This window comes from Lysinibacillus sp. PWR01 (assembly GCF_043359455.1).
Classification (GTDB): Bacteria; Bacillota; Bacilli; order Bacillales_A; family Planococcaceae; genus Lysinibacillus; species Lysinibacillus fusiformis_F.
In genome coordinates this window covers 58553-83373 of sequence record NZ_JBHERJ010000047.1, presented here as the reverse complement: position 1 = coordinate 83373, position 24821 = coordinate 58553, and the positions used below count along the sequence as shown (strand labels likewise).

Below are 24821 nucleotides of genomic sequence, written 5' to 3'. Positions count from 1 at the left end.
CTTACACCTCCTCATCCTTTTTTGTTAGTAGCACGAGGGAGATGTTGTCTTCTCCCCCGCTGGCATTTGCTAATTCTACAAGTTTACGTCCCTTCTCCCCAATGGAATCTGGATACGTAATAATAGATGCCATTTCATAAACAGTTAGTTTATTGCTTAATCCGTCTGAACAAATGAGTAAATACGATTCTGATGCTAAATCTACTTCATAAAAGTCTGGTTCAATTGTTTCCTCTGTTCCAACTGCCTTTAAGATGAAATTTTTCTTTGGATGTGTCAAAGCTTCCTCTTCGCTTATCTCACCATTTTCAACCAAGACGTTCACATATGAATGATCTCTTGTTATTTGTTGTGCACCATCTTCAAAGAAATAATACACACGACTATCTCCAACATGTGCAATGAAGCAATGTTGTTCTTCGATTAACACCGCAATAAACGTCGTGCCCATTCCTTTACAGTCTTCATGTGATAAAGAATAGTCATATATTGTTTTATTCAATTGCTTAACTGTTTGTAATAACCATTCTTTTTTTGATGTTGTGGATACAAAATGATGTGTGTCTGCCTGTAAAAAAAAGGATTCCATCTGTTTGATTGCCATATCACTTGCTACATCACCAGCATTATGACCACCCATGCCGTCTGCTACAAGTGCTAGTGCAAGCCCATCTGGACGTTTAAAGAATGCAGCACGGTCCTCATTAATGGATCGTTTTAAACCAATATCACTTTCGACTGTGTATTCCAATACTGGTCACCTCGTTTCTTCAGATCTCTCTTGTGCACGTAATTGACCACACGCAGCAGCGATATCTGAACCTTGCTCTCGGCGGATCGTTACGTTAATACCATTTTTCTTTAATGTTTTTTCAAAAGCAAAAATTTGACTACGAGACGTACGAACATAATCACGTTCTGGTACATAGTTTACAGGGATTAAGTTGACATGACATTTAATTCCTTTAATTAATGCAGATAGCTCCTCTGCAATTTCTACTGAATCATTTTCGCCAGACATTAATCCATACTCAAAACTCACTCGTCGACCTGTTTTTTTAGTATAGTATCGCACAGCTTCCATTAATTCTTCCAATTTATAAGCACGAGCAATTGGCATGAGCTTTTGACGTGCTTCCTGATTTGGCGCATGCAGCGAAACAGCAAAGTTAATTTGTAATTGTTCATCTGCAAATTGATAAATTTTCGGAACAATACCAGATGTTGATACTGTAATATGACGTGCACCGATATTTAAACCTTTTTCATGGTTGATCACTTTTAAGAAGTTCATCATTGCATCATAATTATCGAAAGGTTCGCCAATACCCATAATGACAATATGTGATACTCGCTCGCCCAATTCATCTAATGTTTGCTGCACTTTGACAACTTGCTCCACGATTTCTCCTGCCAATAAATGTCGCTTCAAACCACCTAAAGTAGAAGCACAAAACGTACAGCCAATTCGACAGCCAACTTGTGTAGTTACACAAACAGAATTTCCATACTCATGGCGCATTAATACAGTTTCTATTGAATAACCATCTTGTAATTGAAATAAAAATTTAATGGTACCATCTTTAGATTCTTGTTTAATAATGGTTGACAGTGTGGATAATGCAAAATTTGCAGTTAGCTTTTCGCGTAATCCCTTAGAAAGGTTTGACATTTCTTCAAATGTCTTTACACGTTTATTATACAACCAGTCAAAAATTTGAGCAGCACGGAAAGGCTTTTCGCCATTTTCCTTTAACCATTCTTCTAATTGATGAGGCTGTAAAGAATAAATGGATTCTTTTAAATTTGGTTTTTCTTTTTTTTCACGTCGAACGGGCTTTTCTTCCGCTTCTTCAACTAAATCGTTAATACGTTCATTAAATTTCTCTTGATCCACCATTAGTTGGATTCTCCTTTTTTACGAAAGGCGGCGACAAAGAAACCGTCACTGCCAAAGTCTTGTGGAAAGACTTGAAGCATGCCATTAGCTTGCTTTTCCGCTAATTTTGTTGGTAAAGATTCTAGTTGTATAGCTTCCATTTCTGGATGTGCTGTTAAAAAGGCTTTCACTGTGCCTTCGTTTTCCTCTATGTCGACTGTACACGTACTATATACAAGCTTACCATCTATTTTCAATACTTTCGTAGCTGCATCGAGTAAAGCTAACTGGATTTTTTGAAGACTTTCTAAATCTTCTTCTCGCTTTGTATATTTAATATCTGGCTTACGTCGCATAACCCCTAATCCACTACACGGTGCATCGACTAAAATAGCATCAAAAGACGCTGCTTGTAAAAATTCCGGTGCTTTCCGTCCATCGATTGGGGCTGTTTCAACAATATCAAGCCCTAGACGCTCTGTATTATGGTCGATTAAATCTAATTTATGTGGATGAAGGTCTGTTGCTAAAATGGAACCTTCATTTTTCATTATTTCGGCTATATGCGTTGTTTTTCCACCAGGTGCCGCGCACATATCCAAGACACGCATACCTGGAGATGGATTTAGCACGTTAGCAGGTATCATTGAACTTTCATCCTGAATAGTAATCATACCTTCTTTGAAGGCTTTTGTACGAGCTGGTTGACCGTTTGTAATGTGTAAGCACTCTGGTATAACATCGCTTTGCTTAGCAGTTAATCCTTCTGCCTCTAACTCGGCAATAGCTTGCTCAACAGTTGCTTTTGTTGTATTAACACGCACTGTCTGCACAGGCGGTCTATTATTTTCATGCAACATTTCAGTCGCTACTTCCAGACCGTAGTTATCAACAAATCGTTGTACTAGCCAAACTGGATGACTTGTTTCAATAGAAAGACGCTCAATTGAATCTGCTATGTCATCTGTTGAAGGGACTCCACTGCGTAACACCGATCTTAATACGCCGTTGACCGTCGAAGCAATCCCACGATGTCCTCGACGCTTGGCAATTTCTACTGCTTCGTTTACTGCAGCGTGTGGAGGGATACGTGTTAAATAATGGATTTGATACAACGATATTCTTAATAACCAGCGCACCCAATGATCGATTGAACCGCGAATAAACGGCTCTAAATAATAATCAAGCGTCATTTTATGCTGTAAAGTACCATACGTTATTTCAGTTAATAAAGCACGATCTTTTGCTTCAATTTTATGTCGTTTAATTGTTTCATTTAGCAGTAAGTTGCTATAGGCCTGATTTTTATCAACTGCTAATAGAATTGATAATGCGGCATCTCGTACATTGCCATCCCAAATCACTACACTTTTTTTACTCATTGAAATTGGTCCCCAATCTGTAATTTAGAACCTGTCCCACGTAAATATTCCTCTGCGGTCATGCGCTTTTTACCAGCTGGTTGCACATCATATAATGCTAAAGTTGTCCCATTGCCAGCTGCTACCACAAAATGATCTTTTTCGATTGCCACCACTGTACCTGGATTAGCCTCATGCTTACTTTTGCCAATAGTTGCCCACCAAATTTTAAAATGACCATCCTCAAAAGTCGTATAAGCAACAGGCCACGGATGAAGACCGCGCACTTGATTGTATAAAGTAGCAGCATCATTTGTCCAATCGATACGTTCCTGCTCCCTCGAAATATTACTTGCAAAGGTAACTTGAGCCTCATCTTGAACTGTACAGTTATTTGTACCATTTATAATAGAAGGAAGTGTTTCCTTAAGTAAGTCACACCCCACTACGCTTAGCTTATCAAAAAGTCCACCAGTATGATCATCTTCCTCAATAGGGATTGCTTTTTGAGAGATAATATCTCCCGCATCAAGCTTTTCTGCCATATACATGATTGTTACCCCGGTTTCTTTTTCACCATCCATGATGGCTTGGTGAATCGGAGCACCTCCACGATATTTTGGTAATAGTGAGGCATGGACATTAATACAGCCAAGAGTTGGTGCATCCAATAGCTCTTTTGGTAGTATTTGTCCAAATGCTGCTGTTATCACTAAATCAGGCTGTAAAGCAAGAATCTGCTGTAACTCCTCAGAGCCACGCAATTTTTCGGGTTGAATAATGGGTAAGCCAAGTTCCAAAGCTGTTGCCTTCACAGGCGGCGGTGTTAGTACTCGCTTACGCCCAACCGGACGATCTGGTTGGGTCACAACTGCTTTAATAGCATAACCTTCATCATGTAGCATACGCAAAATAGGTGCGGAGAAGTCAGGTGTCCCCATAAAAACGATAGATGTCATTTTATTCCTCCTCTTCTGCGTACATTTCTTCAAGTTCTTCTGCTGTGACAATACGCTTGATTTTTGAATCAAAAAGCACACCATCTAAATGATCCAGTTCATGTAAAATTGCACGGGCATCAAAGCCACCTGCCTCTAATTCATAAACACGTCCTTCACGATCACATGCTTCAATTTTGACATAACTAGGACGTTCCACTTCTCCATATAACCCTGGAAAGCTCAAGCATCCTTCAATATCTACTTCTGCACCATCCGTTTCAACGACAGTTGGATTAATCATTTCTAAAATATCACGTTCTTCACCTAGTTCAACAATTGCTACCCGTAACCCTACATCTATTTGTGGTGCAGCAATACCTACGCCATCATACTCCACCATTGTGTCATATAAATCATCAAGTAATGTAATAATTTCATCATTAATTTCTGTCACTTCAGCACACGGTGTTGATAGTACTTTTGCTGGGTTTTCGATTACTTTTTTTATGGCCATTATTATTTCCTCATTTCTGCTTTAAAGCTAGTGCACAAGCTGATTGTTTCTTTTACAATTTTTAAATGATCATGCTATTATTTCACGCTAACTATATAGTAGACGGATCTAAATCTACCGTCATTAATATTCCTTGTTTAATCCACTCTGCTCTATACATGGCAAGTAGGCGTTGTAACACGGGAATTAGATTTGGTTCAATTTTATATTTTATCAAACATTGATAACGATATCTATTTTGGAGACGAGCAATACTCGCAGTTGTTGGTCCTATAATGGCTACTTGATTCGATAAGTTTCCTCGCAACCAATCCGCCACTCGACCTGCATATTCAGCAGCCATCATAACATCTTCATGAGATACTTGAATAAGAGCTACAAAATAATAGGGTGGATAGTTGGAACGTCGTCGTAAAAACATCTCTCGTTCATAAAATGGTTCATAATCCTGCGTTTTAGCCAATTCAATTGCATAATGCTCCGGTGTATACGTCTGGATGATGACTTCCCCTGGTTTATCATGTCGCCCAGCCCTTCCACTTACCTGTGTTAATAGCTGAAATGTACGCTCTGCTGCCCGATAATCAGGTAAATGCAAGGATGTGTCGGCACTCAGTACACCGACTAGCGTAATATTAGGAAAATCAAGACCTTTTGCAATCATTTGAGTCCCAAGTAAAATATCTGCTTGACCTGCTCCAAATGTCTCCAATATCTCTTCATGTGCCCCTTTATGCTTTGTAGTATCTACATCCATACGTAACACTCTTGCCTCTGGGAACAGCTTATACAGCTCTTCTTCCACTTTTTGTGTACCTGTACCAAAATAACGAATATGATCACTTTGACATTGCGGACATGTTTGAGGGACATGTTCCTCGTAACCACAATAATGACATTTCAATTTTTCAGTTGTTCGATGATAGGTTAAGGAAATATCACAATTTGGACATTGGACGACTGTCCCACAATCTCGACAGAGTACAAATGATGAATAGCCACGACGATTTAAAAACAGCACCATTTGCTCATTTTTCTCAAGTCTTAAACGGATCGCTTCAATTAGTGATTGAGAAAACATCGAACGATTACCTTGTCTCAGCTCTTCACGCATATCTGCTATAAAAACAGTCGGCAAAGCCTGATGTAAAGCACGGTATTTTAATGAGAGTAGCGTATACACTCCCTTTTTGGCTCTTGCAAATGACTCTAACGCTGGTGTTGCACTGCCTAAAATAATAGGACATTTGTAAAACGCACTACGCCAAATGGCGACATCCCTTGCATGGTAACGTGGAGAATCTTCTTGTTTATATGTTGATTCGTGTTCTTCATCCAAAATAATAAGGCCAATATTTCTAAAGGGAGCAAAAATAGCGGAACGAGCACCAACCACTACTTTCACTTTGCCTTGTTGGATTCTGCGCCACTCATCATATTTCTCACCAACAGATAAACCACTATGCATAACAGCAACCATCTCCCCAAAGCGGCTGCGGAATCGCTCAGTCATTTGAGGTGTCAAAGAGATTTCAGGTACGAGCATAATAGCTTCTTTCCCATCATCTAGCACCTGTTGGATGGCCTGTAAATAAACCTCCGTCTTACCGCTCCCTGTTACACCGTGTAACAAAAAGGTTTGCGCTTGCTGTTGCTCCATAGCTGTAGAAATAGCTTGTAGCGCAACTTGCTGCTCATCTGTTAACGGTAAAGCATCTGTACGTGATACATCCTTTGTAAACGGATCACGAAACACTTCTTCTTGTATAAAATGAGCAGCTCCTTTGTCAATCACTGCCTCTAATACCGATAAGGAGACACCGGTTTCCTCACAAATTTGCTGAGGTGTTGATATTTCTCCTAGATGTTGACACATCCATTGCAGTAATAGACGTTGTTTAACTGCCCTAGATGACAGTTCCAAAGCCTGTTCAACAAGTTGCAGGTCTTTTGTAATTTGAACCATCCGAATTTCCTTGACATTCCCTTGTTGCTTTACAACATTTTCAATGGTAACAATATTGTCTGCAACCAATTCTTTTAATAAAGGAAGTAAACCAGCTCGTTCAAATTCTTTAAAATTAGCTTGTTGACGCTTACCGAATATAGCCTGTACCTCTAGTGGCAGTTGTTGACCCTGCTGTAGCTTAACCATTTTTTCATACTTGGCCCGAAGTGCAGATGGTAACATCACTTGCAAGGCATCTATTTCATAACAAATCGTATCGTTCTTTAACCACTTCGCCATTTGCAGCATCTCTTCTGTCAGGACTGGCTCCATATCTAAAATTTGAGTGATTGCTTTTAGTTTATTCAGCGGGACATCCGTTTCTTTTTTTAATCCAACGATAAAACCTAAGACATTTCTTGGACCAAATGGTACTTTAACACGACATCCTAATTCTATGACATTAATCCATTCTACGGGTACTTGATAGTCAAATGGACGGTCTACATGGTAAGTAGAGACATCTACAATGACCTCTGCTATCAAAAAGCTCATTGCTCCTCACCCTTTATAATATAAGCCCATACTGTTTGAGCAAAAAGCTGTGGGTTAATTGTAGCCAAAAATTGTCCGTTTAGCTGCGCTTTTTCACTAAAATCAATCCATCTCTCAGAAAATATGTTAAGCATTGGTGTGCCTTGCACTCTTTGTCCAAAAGTGATCGCTTTTATTCCTTCTACAGAAATGATCGGCGCTTCCTCGATCGTCGGCACATTTGCTGCATGGATCAATAATGCTTGGGGATATTGGATTTTATAGGCTTCAAGTTGTTGAATAACATCAAACAAATTGCTATTTTCTATTTCAATTACATGTGCGCCAAGCAACCTTGCCTCATGCGCTAAAGCTCGTCCTATAGATCCATTTGCCTGTGGGCAGATCATATGCTGCTCATCCAACGGTATATGCAGGGCACCTGCTGTCACTAATACTGTTTTACCTGTTAATGGTTTTGTTTTTCCTGAAAAAAAATCTTGAACAAGTGCAGTAATTTTTTCAGGCTCCTCTAGACGTCCCTTCCCGACATAGCCACATGCTAAAAACCCCTCTGAAGGCTCAATAAATTTGTAACCATCAGCTGATAGCCTATCCAAATTACGTTTTACTGCTGGATGATCGTACATGTGTACATTCATAGCCGGTGCAATCCATACAGGTGCTGTCGTAGCAAGCAGGGTTGTTGTAACCATATCATCTGCGATACCATTGGCCATTTTGCCAATCATATTTGCCGTAGCGGGCGCCACTAAAATTAAATCGGCCCAGTCTGCTAAGTCTATATGAGCAATCACACTTGAATCTTTTTCATCAAATGTGTCAAAATAAACATCATTTTTGGACATCACTTGAAAACTTAATGGATTCACAAACTGTCTAGCAGAGGCCGTCATGATGACTTTTACGTTGGCCCCTGCCTGTGAAAGCTTGCTAACGAGCGCAACAGCCTTATATACGGCAATTCCGCCTGAAACACATAGTAAAATATTTTTATTCATGCTAGGTGTCGTCCTTTCAAATGATAAGCTCCCAAAGAAGGATTCCCTGGGAGCTTTCGGCATTCTGTATAATCAAAATCTACTGCTAACTAGACTAGCATGCATGTAAAGCAAAGCACTTTACATGATGTTAGATTTCGTCCTCGTACACAGCTGACTCATCCTGTGATACTTTCGTAAGTACACCTGCCGCTACTTCTTCAAGTGCTTTCCCTACATATTTATAGGAAACATATTTGTGTAAGCGTTCTGTGTCTTGCTCTTCTTGCATTTGGCGAGCACGTTTAGAAGCAAGGCTCACTAATGAATATTTTGAATCGATTTCTTTTTTTAAGGCGTCTACTGATGGGTATAACATTGTTTTATTCTCCTCTCAACATTGACAAATATCTTTTTTCAACACGTTCTCTACGACAATGCTCGGCTTTTATAATCGCATTTATACGATCACAGGCATTCGTCACTTCATCATTCTCCACAACATAATCATACAAGCTCATCATTTCAAGTTCTTCACTTGCAGTAGCAATGCGTTTGGCAATGATATCTTCAGTTTCTGTCCCACGTCCAACTAAACGATCTTTTAATTCCGTTAAACTTGGAGGGGCTAAGAAAATAAATAAGGCATCTGGTGCTTTTTTACGAATTTGTGCCGCACCCTGCACTTCGATTTCTAAAAATACATCACGACCTGCATCTAGTGTTTCATTTACATAAGCTAGTGGTGTTCCATAATAGTTACCGACAAATTCAGCGTGCTCTAATAAGCCGCCTTGTTCAATTAACGCTTCAAATTCATCACGTGTCTTGAAAAAATAGTCTACACCATCTACTTCACCTTCGCGAGGATTTCGTGTTGTCATCGAGATGGAATACTCATAATTCGTATTCGGCTGAGAAAATAATTCTTTTCGCACTGTCCCTTTACCTACACCAGATGGGCCAGACAGAACAATCAATAATCCACGTTCTTTTATCATTTATTCTCTATATCTCCCTTAATTTATAACAGACACGTGCAAGTTATTCGATGTTTTGCACTTGCTCACGCATCTTTTCTAAAATTGTTTTCGCCTGAACAACAGCTACTGCTGCTTCTGTAGATTGATTTTTCGAACCAATCGTATTGATCTCGCGATGTATCTCCTGCATTAAAAAGTCTAATTTACGTCCAACGGAAATCGTTTCAAGTAATGTTTCCTCCAGTTGGTTGAAGTGACTATCTAATCTGTCTAATTCTTCGGAAATGTCTACTCGTTCTGCAAAAATCGCTACTTCCGCTAGTAAACGATCTTCTAGCAAAGTGCCATTTGCAATTTCAGTAATTCGCTCTATTAATCGTGTACGATATTTTTCAACAGCAAGAGAGGAACACAAGCGAATCTGATTTACTTGCTCTATCAACTGTTCTTTATATTGTACAACAACTTCTTGCAATTCTTGCCCTTCACGCTCACGCATTTGTACGAGCTGTGCAATCGCTTGTGAAATCGCTTGTTCAACAGCACTGAGCAAATCCTCTGGTGTAAGCTGTGGTTTTTGCTGTACAAGTGCCTGCTCTAACGATAAAAGCTCTTGCATCGTCCATTTTTCTTCAAGTGGTACTTTACTTGCTAACTGCTCTTTTGCCTTACGATACGCTTCAATTAATGACCAATTAATCTCAATAGATTGCTCTACGTTCTCTAAGTCCTTCACATATACCATCACATCAATTTTGCCGCGTGACAAAGCTTGAGAAATTAGTTTCTTTGCAAAAATTTCTGCTTCAAGCCATTCTTTCGGAAATTTTGCGTTAATTTCTAAAAATCGATGGTTGACCGAGCGCATTTCCACGGTTAATTGAAAGTCTCTAGTTGTTGTGACACCTCTGCCAAAACCAGTCATACTACGCACCAAGGTTCGTCACACCTTTCTTTGCATACTGGGATTATTATAACATAAGCTTTGTCGATTATGACGACTCTCCAAAAAAATTTGGATAAAGTAAAAGCTAATTCTACCACAACTGAAGCTATATTTTAATATTCACCTAAAAAATGCTATGATAAACATACAAAACGTGTATTAGCAGAAGCTTGAAAAGAGTGAATGCAAATGCAACAAGAAAAAATAGGAAAGTACCAAGATGCTTGCTATCGTTGGAAAGAGGAATTCATATGGCATTTGATGGCTTATTTACTTATTCAATAACTGCCGACCTACAACAGCTGGTCACTGGTCGGATTACAAAAATACATCAACCCAATGCACAAGAAGTTATATTACATGTCCGTGCAAACGGAAAAAATCATAAATTACTGTTTTCTATCCACTCTTCTTATGCACGCGTTCACCTAACTGAGCATACGATTGAAAATCCAGCTGAGCCCCCAATGTTTTGTATGCTTTTGCGGAAACATATAGAGGGCGGTTTTATTGCTTCTATAAAACAGCGTGATTTTGATCGCATTATAATAGTAGAAATTGAAAGTAAAAATGAAATTGGTGATCCGATTGTAAGGGAAATACATGCTGAAATTATGGGTAGACATAGTAATCTACTGTTGATTGATCAAGAGCAGGGAAAAATTATTGACAGTTTAAAACATCTACCTCCTTCAGTCAATAGCTTCCGTACCGTGTTACCAGGTCAACCTTATATTGCGCCACCCGTACAAAATAAGTGGAATCCTTTAACTGCAACAGATGAAGAGCTAACAACATTTTTCGCTGAAGCAAAAACCTCCAAAGAGGTAGTACAACAGTTAGCTGGTTTTTCACCTCTTCACGCGGAAGAATTATTGTATCGAATGAAGACAACATCAAATACGCTAGCATGCTTCAAGGATTTTATGACCTCCTTCGCGAACGGTGGGTTGAAGCCTATGTATGTACTCTTCAATCATAAAACATACTTCTCCCCAATCGAGTTAACGCACTTGCACGGAGGAGATATAACAATTTATCCCAATGTCCATGAGCTTCTTGATCGTGTATTCTTTGCACGTGCAGAGCGAGATCGTGTGAAACAACAAGCTGGAGATTTAGAGCGTTGGCTACAAAATGAAATTGATAAACTAGCTTTAAAAACAAAAAAGCTAACCAAAGACTATGAGCGTGCATCCAAGCTCGATCAATTCCAGCTATACGGTGAGCTATTAATGGCGAATATTTATGTCTTTGAAAAAGGAGTCAAGGAAGTAACCGTTACAAATTACTATAGTGAAACTGGCGAAGAGCTAACGATTCCCGTAAGCGAACGTAAAACACCGATTGAAAATGCCCAAAGCTATTACACAAAATATACAAAAGCAAAGAATGCCTTGGTTATGGTTCAAGAGCAGCTAGAAAAAACGACAGAAGAAATTGCCTACTTCGAAATGCTAGCACAGCAAGTTCAACAGGCTTCTCCTGGTGATATTGAGGAAATTCGTGAAGAGCTAGCAGAGCAAGGTTACTTAAAACTACGTCATGCGAAGAAAAAGAAAAAGCAAGTGAAACCTGAACCAGAACGCTATGTTTCTTCCACAGGTGTTACAATTTCTGTTGGAAAAAACAATAAGCAAAATGACATGCTGACATTTAAACTAGCAAAACGGACTGATATTTGGTTACACACAAAGGATATCCCTGGATCTCATGTTGTCATTCATTCAAGTGAGCCAGATGAAACGACATTGCGAGAAGCTGCCACACTAGCCGCCTATTTTTCTAAGGCCAGAGAATCCTCTTCTGTGCCTGTGGATTATACCGAAATACGACAGGTCAAAAAGCCAAATGGAGCCAAACCTGGTTTCGTCATCTATTTTGAACAAAAGACACTGTATATTGACCCTGATGAGGCAGTCATTTTACAGTTAAAGAAACAGTCATAAAGGAAGAAATCGATACAAATTGTATCGGTTTCTTCTTTTTTATAGCGAGAACACGTAATCCGTACTATAAAACGATGAAAACAGCCTTATCTTGATTGATTTTTACAGACAATCTTCCTTATTATAATAACATTATAAAAACATATGAATAATCTGCACTGTTTCCTTCACCGAATATTGACTTCTACTACTCTGAAACGCTAAATTAAAGTATAAAAATTTTTGTAGAGCATTTAGGAAAGGGCGTATCTCTATGTCTGTAGGTAAAAAATTAAGCTTTGGTTTCTTTGCAATTATTCTCACACTAATCATTTCATTGTTTATTATGTTCCTGTTATTTTCAAACATTGAAAAAAAGATTGAAAATGCTTTAGAAGGACATGTTGCCCTTGTAGAATTAGCAGATGATATTCAATTTGAAATGGCCATGCAAGGTCTTTTCATTCGTGCCATCATCATCGAAGACAAACCTGCTAACAAAGAGAGTTTCTCAAAATATGCAAATATGCTCGACACACATGTAGAAGAAATCATAGAAAAATCGAATTCAGCTGAAATGGAAACATATGCACAGGAATTAAAAATTCATAATGATACTTTTAACAAGGCAGCAACTGAAGCAATAGCTCTATTTGAAGCTGGTAATCTAGAAGGTGCTTTGCAAAAGGTGAATGGCGACGTGCAACAAGCGAATAAAGGTATACAAGATGTATCCGATAAAATTGGAAGCTATCAAAAGGAACAACTAGACATTGTGACAAAAGAATCTAAACAGGCCGTGTTTAATTCTCAAATTATTTCCATAATTGCGATCATCATTGGTATCGCTCTAGGTATTTTCCTTATTTTCTATATACAACGGACAATCTCACGCCCTTTAAAATCTGTCGTTCTAGCAGCAAACCATGTAGCTAATGGTGAATTAATTCATCCAGATATCACCCATCATTCAAAAGATGAAATTGGTCAGCTTTCAGCAGCTTTTAATGCCATGAAGGGAAATCTGAAAAATTTATTAACGCATATACAGGACAATGCAGAGCACTTAACAGCTTCTGTAGAGGAACTTTCTGCCTCAACTGAAGAAATTACTGCCACTGCTGACGAAATAACAATTCGGATTAATGAAACAGCTGACGCTGCAGTAGCAGCTACAAGTGCAGCTAACGAAAGCGCACACGCAATGGATGAAACAGCTGTAGGTGTTCAACGTATAGCAGAAGCAACTCAACAACTGCATCAGAATGCTATAACAACTTCTGAATTAGCGACAAATGGTAATGTGACAGTAGAAGAAGCTCAGCAACAAATGAATGTGATCCATGAGTCAACACAAATGATTAATAACCTTGTCCAAAAATTGAGTAAGCAATCAGATGAAATTAGTCAAATCACAGCTGTCATTACAGCCATTACCGATCAAACGAATTTATTGGCACTCAATGCAGCTATTGAAGCAGCTAGAGCTGGTGAGCATGGTAAAGGATTTGCGGTTGTAGCAGACGAGGTCCGTAAGTTAGCTGAGGAATCCAAACAATCAGCCAACCAAATCGTTGCCTTAACGTTGGATATACAACAAGATACACACAATGTTGAAAAAGCTGTTTTTGATGGCCTTCACTCTGTTACAGAGGGCGTAAAAATCATCGGACATGCAGGACAAGCCTTTGAAGGAATTGTCAAAGCGATTAATACGATGACAGATCAAATAGAAGATATATCAGCTACCTCTGAAGAAATTTCAGCTAGCGCAGAACAAGTTGCCGCCTCTGTTGCAGAAATTGCTCATGGTGCTTCAACTAGCGCGGATAATACAAAAATTGTAGCTTCAGCAACTAGAGAGCAGTCTATAACAGTGCAACAAGTAAACCAAGTTGCAGCAGATCTAAGCGAAAAGTCCTTAGATTTACAGAATCAAATCAATCAATTTAAACTTTAAATAAAAAAACAGTGCATTTTATATACGTGAATGCACTGTTTTTTGTGCTTTTTTCATATGTCACCATTTAAAATACGGAAGAATATCTTTTAAAACAGCTATTGATAACGTTTTCATAAGGTTAATAAACAGATTTTTAGTAATTATTTGCATAATCAATCCTCTACAGTAAGACAAATGACATCCTCAAAAAAACAATATTATTAATATGGCTCTACCTGGAAAATTATTGGTTATAATAAAGCAATACTTTTAAAATTTGATTGATGAATAAAACAGAATAGAGTTGCATATATGCATGTATACACAATTCGTTCTAAAATTATTTCAAAAAAACTTAATCTCGTAAACTAGCTTGTCGCTAAATCCATTTTTTTCTTAGTATGGGTACCTTTTTTCATACAAATGCTCATTTTTTTCTTTTCTTTCCCCACAATTGGATAATCCTAGAAAAATACAAAACAAGTTTCTTATATATCATTAATAGATAAAAATAATCATGTTTCGCGATCATAATTTACAAGAAATTACCTGTAAAAGAAACTAATTCACTGAGTTTTACATAGATTTTCTACAAATCTATACAAATTCCTCAAGGTATTACATCCATGACTTTTGATTCATTTTTCAAATATCGATAATATTATCAAAAAAATAGGAATTTTCCGTATAGTAAATCATTTTTTTATTTTTACTTTATTTTTGATATTCAGAATATGTAAATATCAAATTTTTAATATATATGCACTTCGTCTCTTTAGCGTGATAAATCGGAAAAATTTATTATTCTCCTAAATGTCAGATAATACTATATAAATTCGAATCTTTTTTATTTTGTACACAATGATTTTTTTGGTATATTAAATAGGAGCTTCACAAAAGGCTTAAAAATTGTATAAGGGGGATTCACATGAATAAAAACAAAAAGTTTTTATTACTAACAGTTCTTGCAGTATTTTCTTTAGTACTTGCTGCATGTGGCTTTGGTGGAGGAGATTCGTCTAGCAAACCAAAAGACGAAGGAAAAGATTCTGGTTCTTCAGAAGAAACAACTTCATCAGGTGGCGAATTAAACGTAGTAGTAGCTTCTGAGCCACCATCACTTCATCCTGCATTAGCAACAGATACAACTTCTGGTGTTATTCTTACAAATACTTTTGAAGGATTAACAACACTTGATGCAGACGCTCGTCCAGTTGCAGCTGCGGCTGAGAGCTGGGAAGTTAGCGAAGACCTAAAAACTTACACGTTCAAATTACGTGATGCAAAATGGTCAAACGGAGATCCAGTAGTAGCTAGTGACTTCGAATACGCTTGGAAATGGGCATTAAACCCAGACAATCTTTCTGAATATGCTTCAATCCTTTACTCAATTAAAGGTGCTGCAGCATACAACAATGGTGAAGGTTCTGCTGATGATGTAGGCGTTAAAGCTGAAGATGAGAAAACATTAGTAGTAACTTTAGAAAACCCAACACCTTACTTCTTAGAATTAACAGCATTCAAAACATATGCACCATTAAACCAAAAAGTAGTTGAAGGTAATGATGAGTGGTATACAGATGCTGGTGAAAACTTTGTAACAAACGGACCATTCGTATTAGATGAGTGGAGACACAACGATACAATCGTATTAAAGAAAAACCCAGAATACTGGGATGCTGATAAAGTGGCTTTAGACACAGTTAATATCGGTATGGTTGAATCTGAAGCAACAGCAGTAACAATGTTCAAAGGTGGCGAAATTGATTACCTTGGAGCACCTTTCCAAACTGTAGCACTTGATGCTATTGATGGATTTAAAGCTGATGGTACATTAAATATCAATGACCAAGCTTCTGTTTACTGGTACAAGCTAAATACAAAAGATAAAATCACTGGAAACGCTAACATCCGTAAAGCGTTAGCATTAGCACTTGATCGTCAAGGTTTAATTGACAACATTACTAAAGGTGAGCAAAAACCTGCATTAGGTATGGTTCCTACTGCTGTTCACGGCTTTGAAGAAGACCGTGGTTACTACAAAGATAACGATATCGAAGGTGCTAAAGCAGCACTTGAAGCAGGTATGAAAGAACTTGGTATTACAAACCCAGCAGATGTAAAAATTAACCTTTCTTACAACACAAGTGAAGCACACGCTGCTATCGCACAATACGTTCAAGAGGGCTGGACTAAAAACCTTGGTATCACTGTAAGTCTAGATAACTCTGAATGGCAAGTTTATTTAGAAAAACTTAACCAATTAGATTACCAAGTTGGCCGTATGGGCTGGGTTGGTGACTACAACGATGCTTATACATTCTTAGAAATGTATGACACTGCTGCAAACGGTAACAATGATACAGGTTGGGAAAATGCAGAATACAAAAAATTATTAGATCAATCTAATACAGAAGCAGATCCAGCGAAGCGCCTTGAGCTTTTAAAACAAGCTGAATCAATTGCTGTTTCTGAGTTCCCAGTTGTTCCAATTTACTACTACACGAACCTTTCTGTAATACAAGATTATGTGAAAGACATGAAGGCAGACATCCTTGGTAACATCTCTCTTAAAGAGGTTAAAGTAGAGAAATAATCAACAATAATTCGCTTATTTAGCTCTACAGCGAAGAGCTGCCTCGTAGCCACTTCGGCGCGAGTCAGCTCTTTTTAAAATACGAAGGCATATATTTGTCTGAAAATTGACAAATAGAAGGAGGAGTTTTATGTGATTAAATATATTTTGAAAAGGCTGATGTATATACTTCTCGCGCTTTTCGTCATCGTAACGGTTACGTTTTTCTTAATGCGTCTCGCTCCTGGTAGTCCTTTCGCGAGTGAACGTAATTTCCCACCTCAAATTGAGGAGAAGTTAAACGAAACGTATGGATTAAATAACCCTTGGTATATTCAATATAAAGATTATTTAATCGATACGGCCACTTTCAATTTCGGTGAGTCAATGAAATATAAAGCGCGTTCTACAAATGATATGATTTCTGAAAGTTTCCCTGTTTCTTTAACATTAGGGATTGAAGCTATGCTATTAGCAATTGGATTCGGTATTTTAATTGGCGTAGTTTCCGCGCTATATCATAATAAGTTCCCGGATTATTTGGCAACGTCCTTTGCGGTGCTATTTATATCAGTACCTTCATTTATCTTAGCGGGTTTAATGCAGTATTTCTTAGCCTTTAAACTAGGCTGGTTCCCTATTAGTGGATGGAAAGGCTTTCAGTATAGCATACTGCCTGCCCTTGCAATCGCTTTAACTCATATGGGCTTTATCGCAAAATTAACACGTTCAAGTATGCTTGAGCAAAACAATAGTGATTATGTTAAAATGGCTCGCGCTAAAGGTATTGGAAGATGGACAATTGTATTCCGACATACATTACGAAATGCCCTTCTACCAGTCGTAACTTATCTTGGTCCATTAACAGCTGGTGTTGTAACAGGTAGTTTCATTGTTGAGCAAATTTTCGCTATTCCTGGACTTGGTAAACACTTCGTCCAAAGTATTACAAACCGTGACTATACAGTCATTATGGGTACGACAGTGTTCTTTTCCATCATCCTTTTATTTGCGGTATTAATCGTTGATATTCTATATAGTGTGATTGATCCGCGTATTAAACTGAAAGGAGCGAAAAAATAATGACACAGCAACAAATTGAAAAAGATAAGTTTAAAATTGTTGGTGGTAATCATGAAGCAACGGAAAAATTAGCTGACAAATCAGTCTCCTTTTGGAAAGAAGTATTTCTCCGTTTCTCTCATAACAAATTAGCCATCATTGGGGTAATCATTTTAATCATTGTTATTTTAATGGCTACATTCGTACCAATGTTTTCTCAATATAAAGCAAGTGATCAGCTAGGTGTTTACAACTCACCACCATCTGCACAATTTTGGTTTGGGACGGATGACCTTGGTCGTGATATCTTCGTTCGTATATGGGAAGGAGCTCGTATTTCCCTATTTATCGGAATTGCAGCAGCGATTATTGACTTAATTATCGGTGTTATTTGGGGAAGTATTTCAGGCTTAGCAGGCGGTCGCGTTGATAACATCATGATGCGTATTGCTGACGTTTTAACAGCTGTACCTTACCTTTTAGTTGTAATTGTACTTTTAGTTGTTATGCAACCTGGTTTAATTCCTATGATTGTTGCCCTATCCATCACTGGATGGATTAACATGGCACGTATCGTTCGTGGTGAAGTATTATCTATCAAAAATCAAGAATATGTTCTTGCTGCTCGTACATTAGGTGCTAGTACAAGTCATTTAATTATTAAACACTTAGTTCCGAATGCTCTTGGTGCAATCTTAGTAACGATGACTTTAACAATTCCATCTGCTATTTTCACTGAATCATTCCTAAGTTACCTTGGTCTTGGGGTTCCTGCTCCAACAGCTTCTTGGGGTACAATGGCCTCTGATGGTAATAAAGCCATTGCCAATGCTCCATGGCGCTTGATTTTCCCTGCGGTATTTATCTCACTAACAATCTTTGCGTTTAACGCAGTTGGTGACGGCTTACGTGATGCTCTAGATCCAAAACTACGTAAATAAGGAGGTGGCCGAAATGAGTAAAACAATTCTAGAAGTAAAAGATTTAAAAATTAACTTTAAAACTTATGCAGGACTTGTACATGCTGTACGTGGTGTTAACTTTGATTTAAAGGAGGGTGAAACACTCGCTATAGTAGGTGAATCTGGTTCTGGTAAAAGTGTTACGAGTAATGCGTTAATGAAACTAATTCCCCAGCCACCTGGTATTTATGAGTCAGGACAAATTTTATTCAATGGCCGTGATTTAGTTCCATTAACTGATAAAGAAATGTCTAAAGTACGCGGAAATGAAATTGCAATGATTTTCCAAGATCCAATGACAAGTTTGAATCCAACAATGAAGGTCGGACGTCAAATAACTGAAGTAATTTTGCAACACAAAAAGGTTTCTAAAAACGATGCAAAAAAACGTGCCATTGAGCTTTTAACACAGGTAGGTATTCCCTTCCCTGAGAAACGTTATAACCAATACCCACATGAATTTTCAGGTGGTATGCGTCAACGTGTTGTAATTGCCATTGCCCTTGCAGCTGATCCTAAGCTATTAATTGCCGATGAGCCGACAACAGCTCTAGACGTAACAATTCAAGCGCAAATTTTAGAATTAATGAAAGAAATTCAGAAAAACTCGAAAACATCTATCATTTTCATTACACACGATTTAGGTGTAGTAGCGAATATCGCTGACCGTGTAGCAGTAATGTACGCTGGCCAAATCGTAGAATATGGTACTGTGAATGATATTTTCTATAATCCAAAGCATCCTTACACATGGGGTCTACTTGGTTCAATGCCAGATTTAGATAATGATACTGATGAGCTATTACGTACGATTCCAGGCTCACCACCAGATCTTACGAATCCACCTAAAGGTGATGCATTTGCAGCTCGTAACGAGTATGCTATGGCGATTGATTATGAACAAGAGCCACCAATGTTCCAAGTAAGTGAAACACATTTTGCAAAAACTTGGTTGTTGCATCCTGATGCACCAAAGATTCCTCTTCCAGATGCGGTTGCTAAACGTATTGAAGGGTATTTAGCAAAGGAGGCACAAGAAAATGACTAAAACTGGTGCGAAAAAAATTCTTGAAATCAAAAATTTACAGCAGCATTTTGGTTCGCCAAGTAATCCTATCAAAGCTGTAGATGGTATCAGCTTCGATGTTTACGAAGGTGAAACACTTGGTCTTGTGGGTGAATCAGGTTGTGGTAAGTCAACTACTGGTCGTTCAATCATTCGATTATATGATATTACAGGTGGCGAGATTGTTTTCGATGGTGAAAATGTCCATGGAAAAAAATCTAAAAATGAGTTAAAGAAATTTAACCGTCAAATGCAAATGATTTTCCAAGATCCTTACGCTTCTTTAAACCCTCGTATGACAGCTGGCGAGATCATTGGCGAAGCCTTTGATATCCATGGTCTTTACAAGGATAAAAAAGAACGTCGTGCGAAAATCCAAGAGTTACTTGAAGCTGTTGGTTTAAACAAAGAGCACGCGAATCGTTACGCACACGAATTCTCTGGTGGTCAACGTCAACGTATTGGAATTGCCCGTGCACTAAGCTTAGATCCTAAGTTTATCATTGCCGATGAGCCAATCTCTGCACTTGACGTATCCATCCAAGCACAAGTTGTTAACTTACTAAAACAACTACAAAAAGAACGTGGCTTAACATATCTTTTCATTGCCCATGACTTATCTATGGTAAAATACATCAGTGACCGTATTGCTGTAATGTACCGCGGTAAAATCATGGAAATCGGTAAAGCAGATGATATCTACAATCACCCTGTTCATCCGTATACAAAATCTTTACTATCAGCTATCCCACTTCCTGATCCAATGTCAGAGAAACGCCGTCAACGTATTCAGTACAAGCATACAGAGGTTGACGAAAGTGCATCTTACCATGAAGTAGGTGATCAGCATTATGTTTACGGTACTGCTGATCTAGTAAAAACTTGGATTGCTAATCGATAAAAATTATAACTCCTGTCGACAGTTTAACTACTGTGATGGGAGTTTTTTTTAGTTTATTTCTTTATTACCCATATCCCCATTAGTGTAAACCTAAATAATTTCACTGTCTTTCAATGAACTATAATTCCCTTCTCCTTTATTTTGCATGAAATAAATAGTTAATAAATACCATTTTTGTAAATTATATTTTAAAAAATCAGGTAATATATTAAGATATAGTTAACATGAATAAAGGGGTGTATTCAAATGAAAAAAAGTATGAAACTTCTTCTTGCTACGTGTTGTTTTACAATATTACTAATCGGTATTGGTTCAACCACTGCATCTGCCTATCCAGGTCCATGTCATAGTCCAAAGCCTTGTGTGATTAGACCATAATTGATAAAAGACAAGCTATATGCTGTTTATTCGCTCTCAATAACAATATTTCTGGGTCTGTAAGGACTACCATGCATTAAACTATCATCCTTTATAAAATTCGGCACCTTTAAATGCAATGATTTTTACATTTAAAGGTGCCCTATTTTCTTGTCACTTATTTAATATTCAATTTATGATTACCTTCTTGATTTTGGATTTAACGCATCTTTTAATCCTTCTCCAATAAAGTTAATCGACAAAATTACTAGCGTAATAGCTGTCGCAGGAGGTACCCACATCCAAAGCTTCTCCTTTAATACCTCTGAGTTTCTAGCTTCGGATAGCATATTCCCCCAACTAGGCGTATCTGCTGGTACACCCAATCCTAAAAAGCTTAAACCAGATTCAGCGACGATTGTTACGGCCATCAGCAATGTTGCTTGTACAATAATCGTCGAAGCAACATTAGGTAGTAAATGCTTGATAATAATCTTTGAGGATTTACAGCCTATTGATTGAGCTGCTAATATATACTCATTTTCCTTTTCAGCAAGCACCCTACTTCGTACAATCCTTGCAACAGATCCCCACATTAACAGTGAGATAACAAAAATCAAAGTCCATAGACCAGATACTTTTCCAATTAGAATTTGGTTTAAAACAATGACAAAAATCATAAACGGAAACATTAAGATAAAATCTGTAAATCTCATTAGTATTTGATCTACTTTTCCGCCAAAGTACCCCGAAATGGCACCGACTGCAGTTCCAATTATAACAATAAAGAACATACAGCTTAATCCTACAGTTAAGGAGGATCTACCAGCATAAAGCATTCTTGTAAACACATCTCGTCCATTTGTATCTGTTCCTAGCCAATTTTCACTAGATGGTGGTTTACTTATTTGCATAAAATCAACTCGGACAATATCTTTGGTTGTGATATATGGAGCTAGAAACGATAAGATAATAACTGTTAGTAGAAATACAAGACTAATCAAGGCCAGTTTATTTTTAAAGAACTTTCGTCTCGCAATTACCCATGGCGAGGGGCTTTTCCTTGGCGATTTTGGCGTTAATACTTTTTGATCCGTTACCAATGTCATATTTCCCCCTCCTTAATCCAATCTAATACGTGGATCTACTACACCATATAATAAATCCGCTACTAAATTCCCAAAAAGTGTTAAAAACGAAAGTAACATTGTGATCGACATCATGACTGCATAATCCCTTCTTCCCACAGATTCTAGGAAGAGAGCACCTATTCCAGGATACGTAAAGATTGTTTCTGTTATTACCGCACCACTGATTAATGTGGCGATATCAAAACCAAGGAACGTAATAAGAGGAATAATAGAATTTCGTAAAATATGTTTGTTGTAAATTTTCGATTCTTTTGTTCCCTTTGCTCTCGCAGTTCTTACAAAGTCTTTTCTACTATTTTCAATAATGTCATTTCGCAAAAATTGTGTATAGGATGCTGTTCCCATCAATCCTAATATAAGCGCAGGTAGTAAAACATGGTGGAATCTACTTAGATAGTACTCAAAATTTCCTGGCTCTAACCCCACGCCCACCGAACCGTTAAATGGGAACCAACCTAACTTGAACGAGAAAAAGTAAATGGCTACAATTCCCGCTACAAATGACGGAATGGCTAAAGCTAGGTAATTGTAAGTTGCAATCAAATTGTCCCCAAGTGTATAAGGTTTTCTACCAGCATACATGCCCATAATAAATGCAAATATGTAGGTGAAAATTAACGATGTTAGCGCTAAAAATATGGTATTAGGTATGCGTTGCGCAATAATCTCTACCGCTGGTTTTTTATAAACAGTTGATTTACCAAAATCCCCTTGTATAAAATTAACAATCCATCTGCCATATTGCTGGATAATAGGATCGTTATAGCCTAATTTTTCTCTCATTTCTTCGATGTATTGTGGATTCGTATTAGAAGGATCAATTTCACCCGCAAATGCATCTCCTGGCATCATTTTTGCTAAAAAGAATACCACTAACGAAATAAGGAGTAACAATGGGATCATGCCAAGTAGTCGTCGAAGTGTATATTGAAGCATGTAACATCTCCTTATCTATAAATTTACTAACTAAGCCCTCTTTACAAGGACTTAGTTAGCAGAATTAAATTACACGATAGCTTATTCTTTAATATGCCATTTATAAACATCCGTTTGGAAGCCAACAGCGTTGACATGAACACCTTGTAAACGGTCATTAATACCATATAAATCTAAGTTTTCCCATAAAGGAAGTGCAGGTAATTCTTCGTTGAAGTATTTTTGCCATTCAACATATGTTGCCATACGTTTGTCTTTGTCAAACGCTTCTTCACTTAAGCCTTTATCTAATAATTCTTGGTTTTTCGGATCTACCCAACGACCATAGTTCCACTCTGCGTTATTCCCCCATAATCCTGATGGATCTGGATCAGAACCCATACTCCACGCACCGAAGAACGCTTCTAATGCTGCATCATCATTGTCTTTCATATCATTATATAAGTTAAACTCAATTAAACTACCTGTAGCTAATTCTGTTTTTACACCAATATCATTCCAAGATTGAACAATTGCTTGGGCACGACCTTCAAATGCTGCTGAACCTGCATAGTGACCAAATGAAATTTTAAATGGCTGACCTTTCGGATCTTCTACGAAACCATCGCCATCTTTATCTACATAGCCAGCAGATGCTAATAGCTCTTTAGCTTTCTCTAGGTTGAATTCATATTGATTTAATTCTGACTCTGGCGCAGCAGTCCAGAAAGTAGTTGGAATCACAGTATTGGCAACTGTTGCTTTTCCTTCTAAGAAAGCATCGATCATTGCTGGACGGTTAATTGCATATAATAATGCTTGACGTAATTCTTTTGCATTAAATTTATCAAAATCTGCCACATTTTTTAACGCCGCTTTATCACGGTGGCCAAAACGAAGTCCGATGTATGAGTATCCCACACCATTAGTTTCTTCAATACGTACATTGCCTAATGCTTCTAATTCTTTTACGGATTGTGGTCTAATATCCATAATGTCAATTTCTCCGTTTTGGAACGCACCAGTTGCTAATGATGGGTCGATTACTTTTACAATAACGCCATCAAGCTGTGGTTTGCCCTTCCAGTAATCATCAAAACGCTCTAATTCAGAATACTCTCCATCTACAACTTTTTTCACTTTAAATGGCCCTAAGCCTACAGGATTTTCACGAACCTGTTTAGATTCCTCTAAATCTTTTACCGCAATACCTTCATAGTGCTTCTTCGGCATTGGATATTGCCAAAGTTGTTCTAAATTATTAATTTTCACTTGTTCAAAAGTGATTTTTACTGTATATGGATCTACAACTTCAATACCTTCAATTTTATCAGCTTTACCTTCTTTTTTAGCTTTTGCTCCTTTAATTCCTTCTGCATAATTAAAACGAGGTCCAGCATAATCAGGATCTGCTAGAGTCTCTAATGCAAATACCCAGTCATCACCTGTTAATTCCTCACCATTATGCCACTTTACACCTTTTTGGAATGTAAATGTATACGTTAATTTATCTTCACTAATTTCCCATGTAGCTAAGTTAGGAACATATTCTAAATTATCATTTACATCATAAACACCATCTGTTGTGAAATTTTGAATATAGCTATCTACAATACTACCTGAATAAGCTGGATCATATACGCCCTCAGGTGCCGTATCTGTACCAAATGTTACGATGCCACCCTCTGTAGAAGGTTCATCCGTTGTTGTCGTTGTATCCCCGCTTGTATCCTTTTCATTTTCCTTCTCTGTTGTTGTCGAGTCAGTATTACATGCGGCTAAAAATAATGCCATAACTAGCAAGAGCATAAATGACCATAATGCTGATTTTTTCATTTTTTTCCCCCCGTAATTT

General features: G+C 37.7%; 20 protein-coding genes. 7 read left to right on the top strand and 13 right to left on the bottom strand.

Annotated features, from left to right (window positions below; genetic code table 11):
• Nucleotide 1: 1 nt before the first annotated feature.
• From ACEVFT_RS07820 to ACEVFT_RS07775, 10 genes are all read right to left on the bottom strand, one after another.
• On the bottom strand, nucleotides 2-751 hold the full coding sequence (locus ACEVFT_RS07820; RefSeq protein ID WP_205441900.1) for a Stp1/IreP family PP2C-type Ser/Thr phosphatase: 750 nt from the start codon (nucleotides 749-751) through the stop codon (nucleotides 2-4).
• A 6-nt stretch (nucleotides 752-757) separates the two neighbouring features.
• Nucleotides 758-1900: a dual-specificity RNA methyltransferase RlmN gene (gene rlmN / locus ACEVFT_RS07815; protein ID WP_243456039.1), complete on the bottom strand. Its 1143-nt coding sequence runs from the start codon at nucleotides 1898-1900 to the stop codon at nucleotides 758-760.
• Nucleotides 1900-3261 carry a 16S rRNA (cytosine(967)-C(5))-methyltransferase RsmB gene (gene rsmB / locus ACEVFT_RS07810; RefSeq protein WP_205441899.1) on the bottom strand — a complete coding sequence of 454 codons (1362 nt, stop codon included), beginning with the start codon at nucleotides 3259-3261 and terminating at the stop codon, nucleotides 1900-1902. Before rsmB ends, rlmN begins: the two co-directional genes overlap by 1 nt.
• Nucleotides 3258-4199, bottom strand: coding sequence for a methionyl-tRNA formyltransferase (gene fmt, locus ACEVFT_RS07805; RefSeq protein WP_393949132.1), 942 nt, complete (start codon nucleotides 4197-4199; stop codon nucleotides 3258-3260). The genes rsmB and fmt overlap by 4 nt, the downstream gene beginning before the upstream one ends.
• A 1-nt stretch (nucleotide 4200) precedes the next feature.
• Complete coding sequence (gene def, locus ACEVFT_RS07800; RefSeq protein WP_205441897.1) at nucleotides 4201-4695, bottom strand: peptide deformylase; 495 nt, start codon at nucleotides 4693-4695, stop codon at nucleotides 4201-4203.
• A gap of 91 nt (nucleotides 4696-4786) precedes the next feature.
• Nucleotides 4787-7198: a primosomal protein N' gene (priA, locus tag ACEVFT_RS07795; RefSeq protein ID WP_393949130.1), complete on the bottom strand. Its 2412-nt coding sequence runs from the start codon at nucleotides 7196-7198 to the stop codon at nucleotides 4787-4789.
• A complete protein-coding gene (gene coaBC, locus ACEVFT_RS07790) occupies nucleotides 7195-8199 on the bottom strand; it encodes a bifunctional phosphopantothenoylcysteine decarboxylase/phosphopantothenate--cysteine ligase CoaBC (protein ID WP_393949128.1) in 1005 nt (334 codons plus the stop codon). Before coaBC ends, priA begins: the two co-directional genes overlap by 4 nt.
• 130 nt (nucleotides 8200-8329) lie before the next feature.
• Nucleotides 8330-8557: a DNA-directed RNA polymerase subunit omega gene (gene rpoZ / locus ACEVFT_RS07785; RefSeq protein ID WP_205441894.1), complete on the bottom strand. Its 228-nt coding sequence runs from the start codon at nucleotides 8555-8557 to the stop codon at nucleotides 8330-8332.
• Nucleotides 8558-8561: 4 nt separating this feature from the next.
• The gene (gene gmk / locus ACEVFT_RS07780; RefSeq protein WP_205441893.1) at nucleotides 8562-9179 is read right to left on the bottom strand and encodes a guanylate kinase; all 618 of its coding nucleotides are present in this window, start codon (nucleotides 9177-9179) and stop codon (nucleotides 8562-8564) included.
• Between the two features lie 43 nt (nucleotides 9180-9222).
• Nucleotides 9223-10086, bottom strand: a complete 864-nt coding sequence (locus ACEVFT_RS07775) for a YicC/YloC family endoribonuclease (protein ID WP_393949125.1) — start codon at nucleotides 10084-10086, stop codon at nucleotides 9223-9225.
• A 272-nt stretch (nucleotides 10087-10358) separates the two neighbouring features.
• On the opposite strand from ACEVFT_RS07775, the gene ACEVFT_RS07770 reads away from it, so the two are divergent.
• The 7 genes from ACEVFT_RS07770 to ACEVFT_RS07740 all read left to right on the top strand — a co-directional run bounded on the left by ACEVFT_RS07770 (nucleotide 10359) and on the right by ACEVFT_RS07740 (nucleotide 20543).
• Nucleotides 10359-12056, top strand: a complete 1698-nt coding sequence (locus ACEVFT_RS07770) for an Rqc2 family fibronectin-binding protein (protein ID WP_393949123.1) — start codon at nucleotides 10359-10361, stop codon at nucleotides 12054-12056.
• Nucleotides 12057-12309: 253 nt separating this feature from the next.
• A complete protein-coding gene (locus ACEVFT_RS07765; RefSeq protein WP_205441891.1) occupies nucleotides 12310-13995 on the top strand; it encodes a methyl-accepting chemotaxis protein in 1686 nt (561 codons plus the stop codon).
• A 910-nt stretch (nucleotides 13996-14905) separates the two neighbouring features.
• Nucleotides 14906-16573 carry a peptide ABC transporter substrate-binding protein gene (locus tag ACEVFT_RS07760; RefSeq protein WP_393949122.1) on the top strand — a complete coding sequence of 556 codons (1668 nt, stop codon included), beginning with the start codon at nucleotides 14906-14908 and terminating at the stop codon, nucleotides 16571-16573.
• A gap of 132 nt (nucleotides 16574-16705) precedes the next feature.
• Nucleotides 16706-17635, top strand: a complete 930-nt coding sequence (locus tag ACEVFT_RS07755; RefSeq protein WP_205441889.1) for an ABC transporter permease — start codon at nucleotides 16706-16708, stop codon at nucleotides 17633-17635.
• Entirely contained in the window at nucleotides 17635-18555 is a 921-nt protein-coding gene (locus ACEVFT_RS07750; protein ID WP_243456036.1) for an ABC transporter permease, read from the top strand. The genes ACEVFT_RS07755 and ACEVFT_RS07750 overlap by 1 nt, the downstream gene beginning before the upstream one ends.
• A gap of 13 nt (nucleotides 18556-18568) precedes the next feature.
• Nucleotides 18569-19624 carry an ABC transporter ATP-binding protein gene (locus ACEVFT_RS07745; RefSeq protein WP_205441888.1) on the top strand — a complete coding sequence of 352 codons (1056 nt, stop codon included), beginning with the start codon at nucleotides 18569-18571 and terminating at the stop codon, nucleotides 19622-19624.
• The gene (locus ACEVFT_RS07740) at nucleotides 19617-20543 is read left to right on the top strand and encodes an ABC transporter ATP-binding protein (protein ID WP_205441886.1); all 927 of its coding nucleotides are present in this window, start codon (nucleotides 19617-19619) and stop codon (nucleotides 20541-20543) included. The genes ACEVFT_RS07745 and ACEVFT_RS07740 overlap by 8 nt, the downstream gene beginning before the upstream one ends.
• A gap of 557 nt (nucleotides 20544-21100) precedes the next feature.
• On the opposite strand, the gene opp4C is transcribed toward ACEVFT_RS07740, so the two are convergent.
• The 3 genes from opp4C to opp4A all read right to left on the bottom strand — a co-directional run bounded on the left by opp4C (nucleotide 21101) and on the right by opp4A (nucleotide 24802).
• Nucleotides 21101-22009, bottom strand: a complete 909-nt coding sequence (opp4C, locus tag ACEVFT_RS07735) for an oligopeptide ABC transporter permease (RefSeq protein WP_393949120.1) — start codon at nucleotides 22007-22009, stop codon at nucleotides 21101-21103.
• Nucleotides 22010-22021: 12 nt separating this feature from the next.
• Nucleotides 22022-22987, bottom strand: a complete 966-nt coding sequence (opp4B, locus tag ACEVFT_RS07730; protein ID WP_205441884.1) for an oligopeptide ABC transporter permease — start codon at nucleotides 22985-22987, stop codon at nucleotides 22022-22024.
• A gap of 81 nt (nucleotides 22988-23068) precedes the next feature.
• Complete coding sequence (opp4A, locus tag ACEVFT_RS07725; RefSeq protein WP_393949118.1) at nucleotides 23069-24802, bottom strand: oligopeptide ABC transporter substrate-binding protein; 1734 nt, start codon at nucleotides 24800-24802, stop codon at nucleotides 23069-23071.
• Nucleotides 24803-24821: the final 19 nt, after the last annotated feature.

What these genes read in the sequence shown, in the direction of transcription:
- rsmB (WP_205441899.1), bottom strand. Translation starts at nt 3,261, where the DNA reads ATGAGTAAAAAAAGTGTAGTGATTTGGGATGGCAATGTACGAGATGCC.
- ACEVFT_RS07760 (WP_393949122.1), top strand. Translation starts at nt 14,906, where the DNA reads ATGAATAAAAACAAAAAGTTTTTATTACTAACAGTTCTTGCAGTATTT.
- ACEVFT_RS07745 (WP_205441888.1), top strand. Translation starts at nt 18,569, where the DNA reads ATGAGTAAAACAATTCTAGAAGTAAAAGATTTAAAAATTAACTTTAAA.
- fmt (WP_393949132.1), bottom strand. Translation starts at nt 4,199, where the DNA reads ATGACATCTATCGTTTTTATGGGGACACCTGACTTCTCCGCACCTATT.
- ACEVFT_RS07750 (WP_243456036.1), top strand. Translation starts at nt 17,635, where the DNA reads ATGACACAGCAACAAATTGAAAAAGATAAGTTTAAAATTGTTGGTGGT.
- rpoZ (WP_205441894.1), bottom strand. Translation starts at nt 8,557, where the DNA reads ATGTTATACCCATCAGTAGACGCCTTAAAAAAAGAAATCGATTCAAAA.
- coaBC (WP_393949128.1), bottom strand. Translation starts at nt 8,199, where the DNA reads ATGAATAAAAATATTTTACTATGTGTTTCAGGCGGAATTGCCGTATAT.
- priA (WP_393949130.1), bottom strand. Translation starts at nt 7,198, where the DNA reads ATGAGCTTTTTGATAGCAGAGGTCATTGTAGATGTCTCTACTTACCAT.
- ACEVFT_RS07765 (WP_205441891.1), top strand. Translation starts at nt 12,310, where the DNA reads ATGTCTGTAGGTAAAAAATTAAGCTTTGGTTTCTTTGCAATTATTCTC.
- opp4C (WP_393949120.1), bottom strand. Translation starts at nt 22,009, where the DNA reads ATGACATTGGTAACGGATCAAAAAGTATTAACGCCAAAATCGCCAAGG.
- ACEVFT_RS07770 (WP_393949123.1), top strand. Translation starts at nt 10,359, where the DNA reads ATGGCATTTGATGGCTTATTTACTTATTCAATAACTGCCGACCTACAA.
- ACEVFT_RS07775 (WP_393949125.1), bottom strand. Translation starts at nt 10,086, where the DNA reads ATGACTGGTTTTGGCAGAGGTGTCACAACAACTAGAGACTTTCAATTA.
- opp4B (WP_205441884.1), bottom strand. Translation starts at nt 22,987, where the DNA reads ATGCTTCAATATACACTTCGACGACTACTTGGCATGATCCCATTGTTA.
- opp4A (WP_393949118.1), bottom strand. Translation starts at nt 24,802, where the DNA reads ATGAAAAAATCAGCATTATGGTCATTTATGCTCTTGCTAGTTATGGCA.
- def (WP_205441897.1), bottom strand. Translation starts at nt 4,695, where the DNA reads ATGGCCATAAAAAAAGTAATCGAAAACCCAGCAAAAGTACTATCAACA.
- gmk (WP_205441893.1), bottom strand. Translation starts at nt 9,179, where the DNA reads ATGATAAAAGAACGTGGATTATTGATTGTTCTGTCTGGCCCATCTGGT.
- ACEVFT_RS07740 (WP_205441886.1), top strand. Translation starts at nt 19,617, where the DNA reads ATGACTAAAACTGGTGCGAAAAAAATTCTTGAAATCAAAAATTTACAG.
- rlmN (WP_243456039.1), bottom strand. Translation starts at nt 1,900, where the DNA reads ATGGTGGATCAAGAGAAATTTAATGAACGTATTAACGATTTAGTTGAA.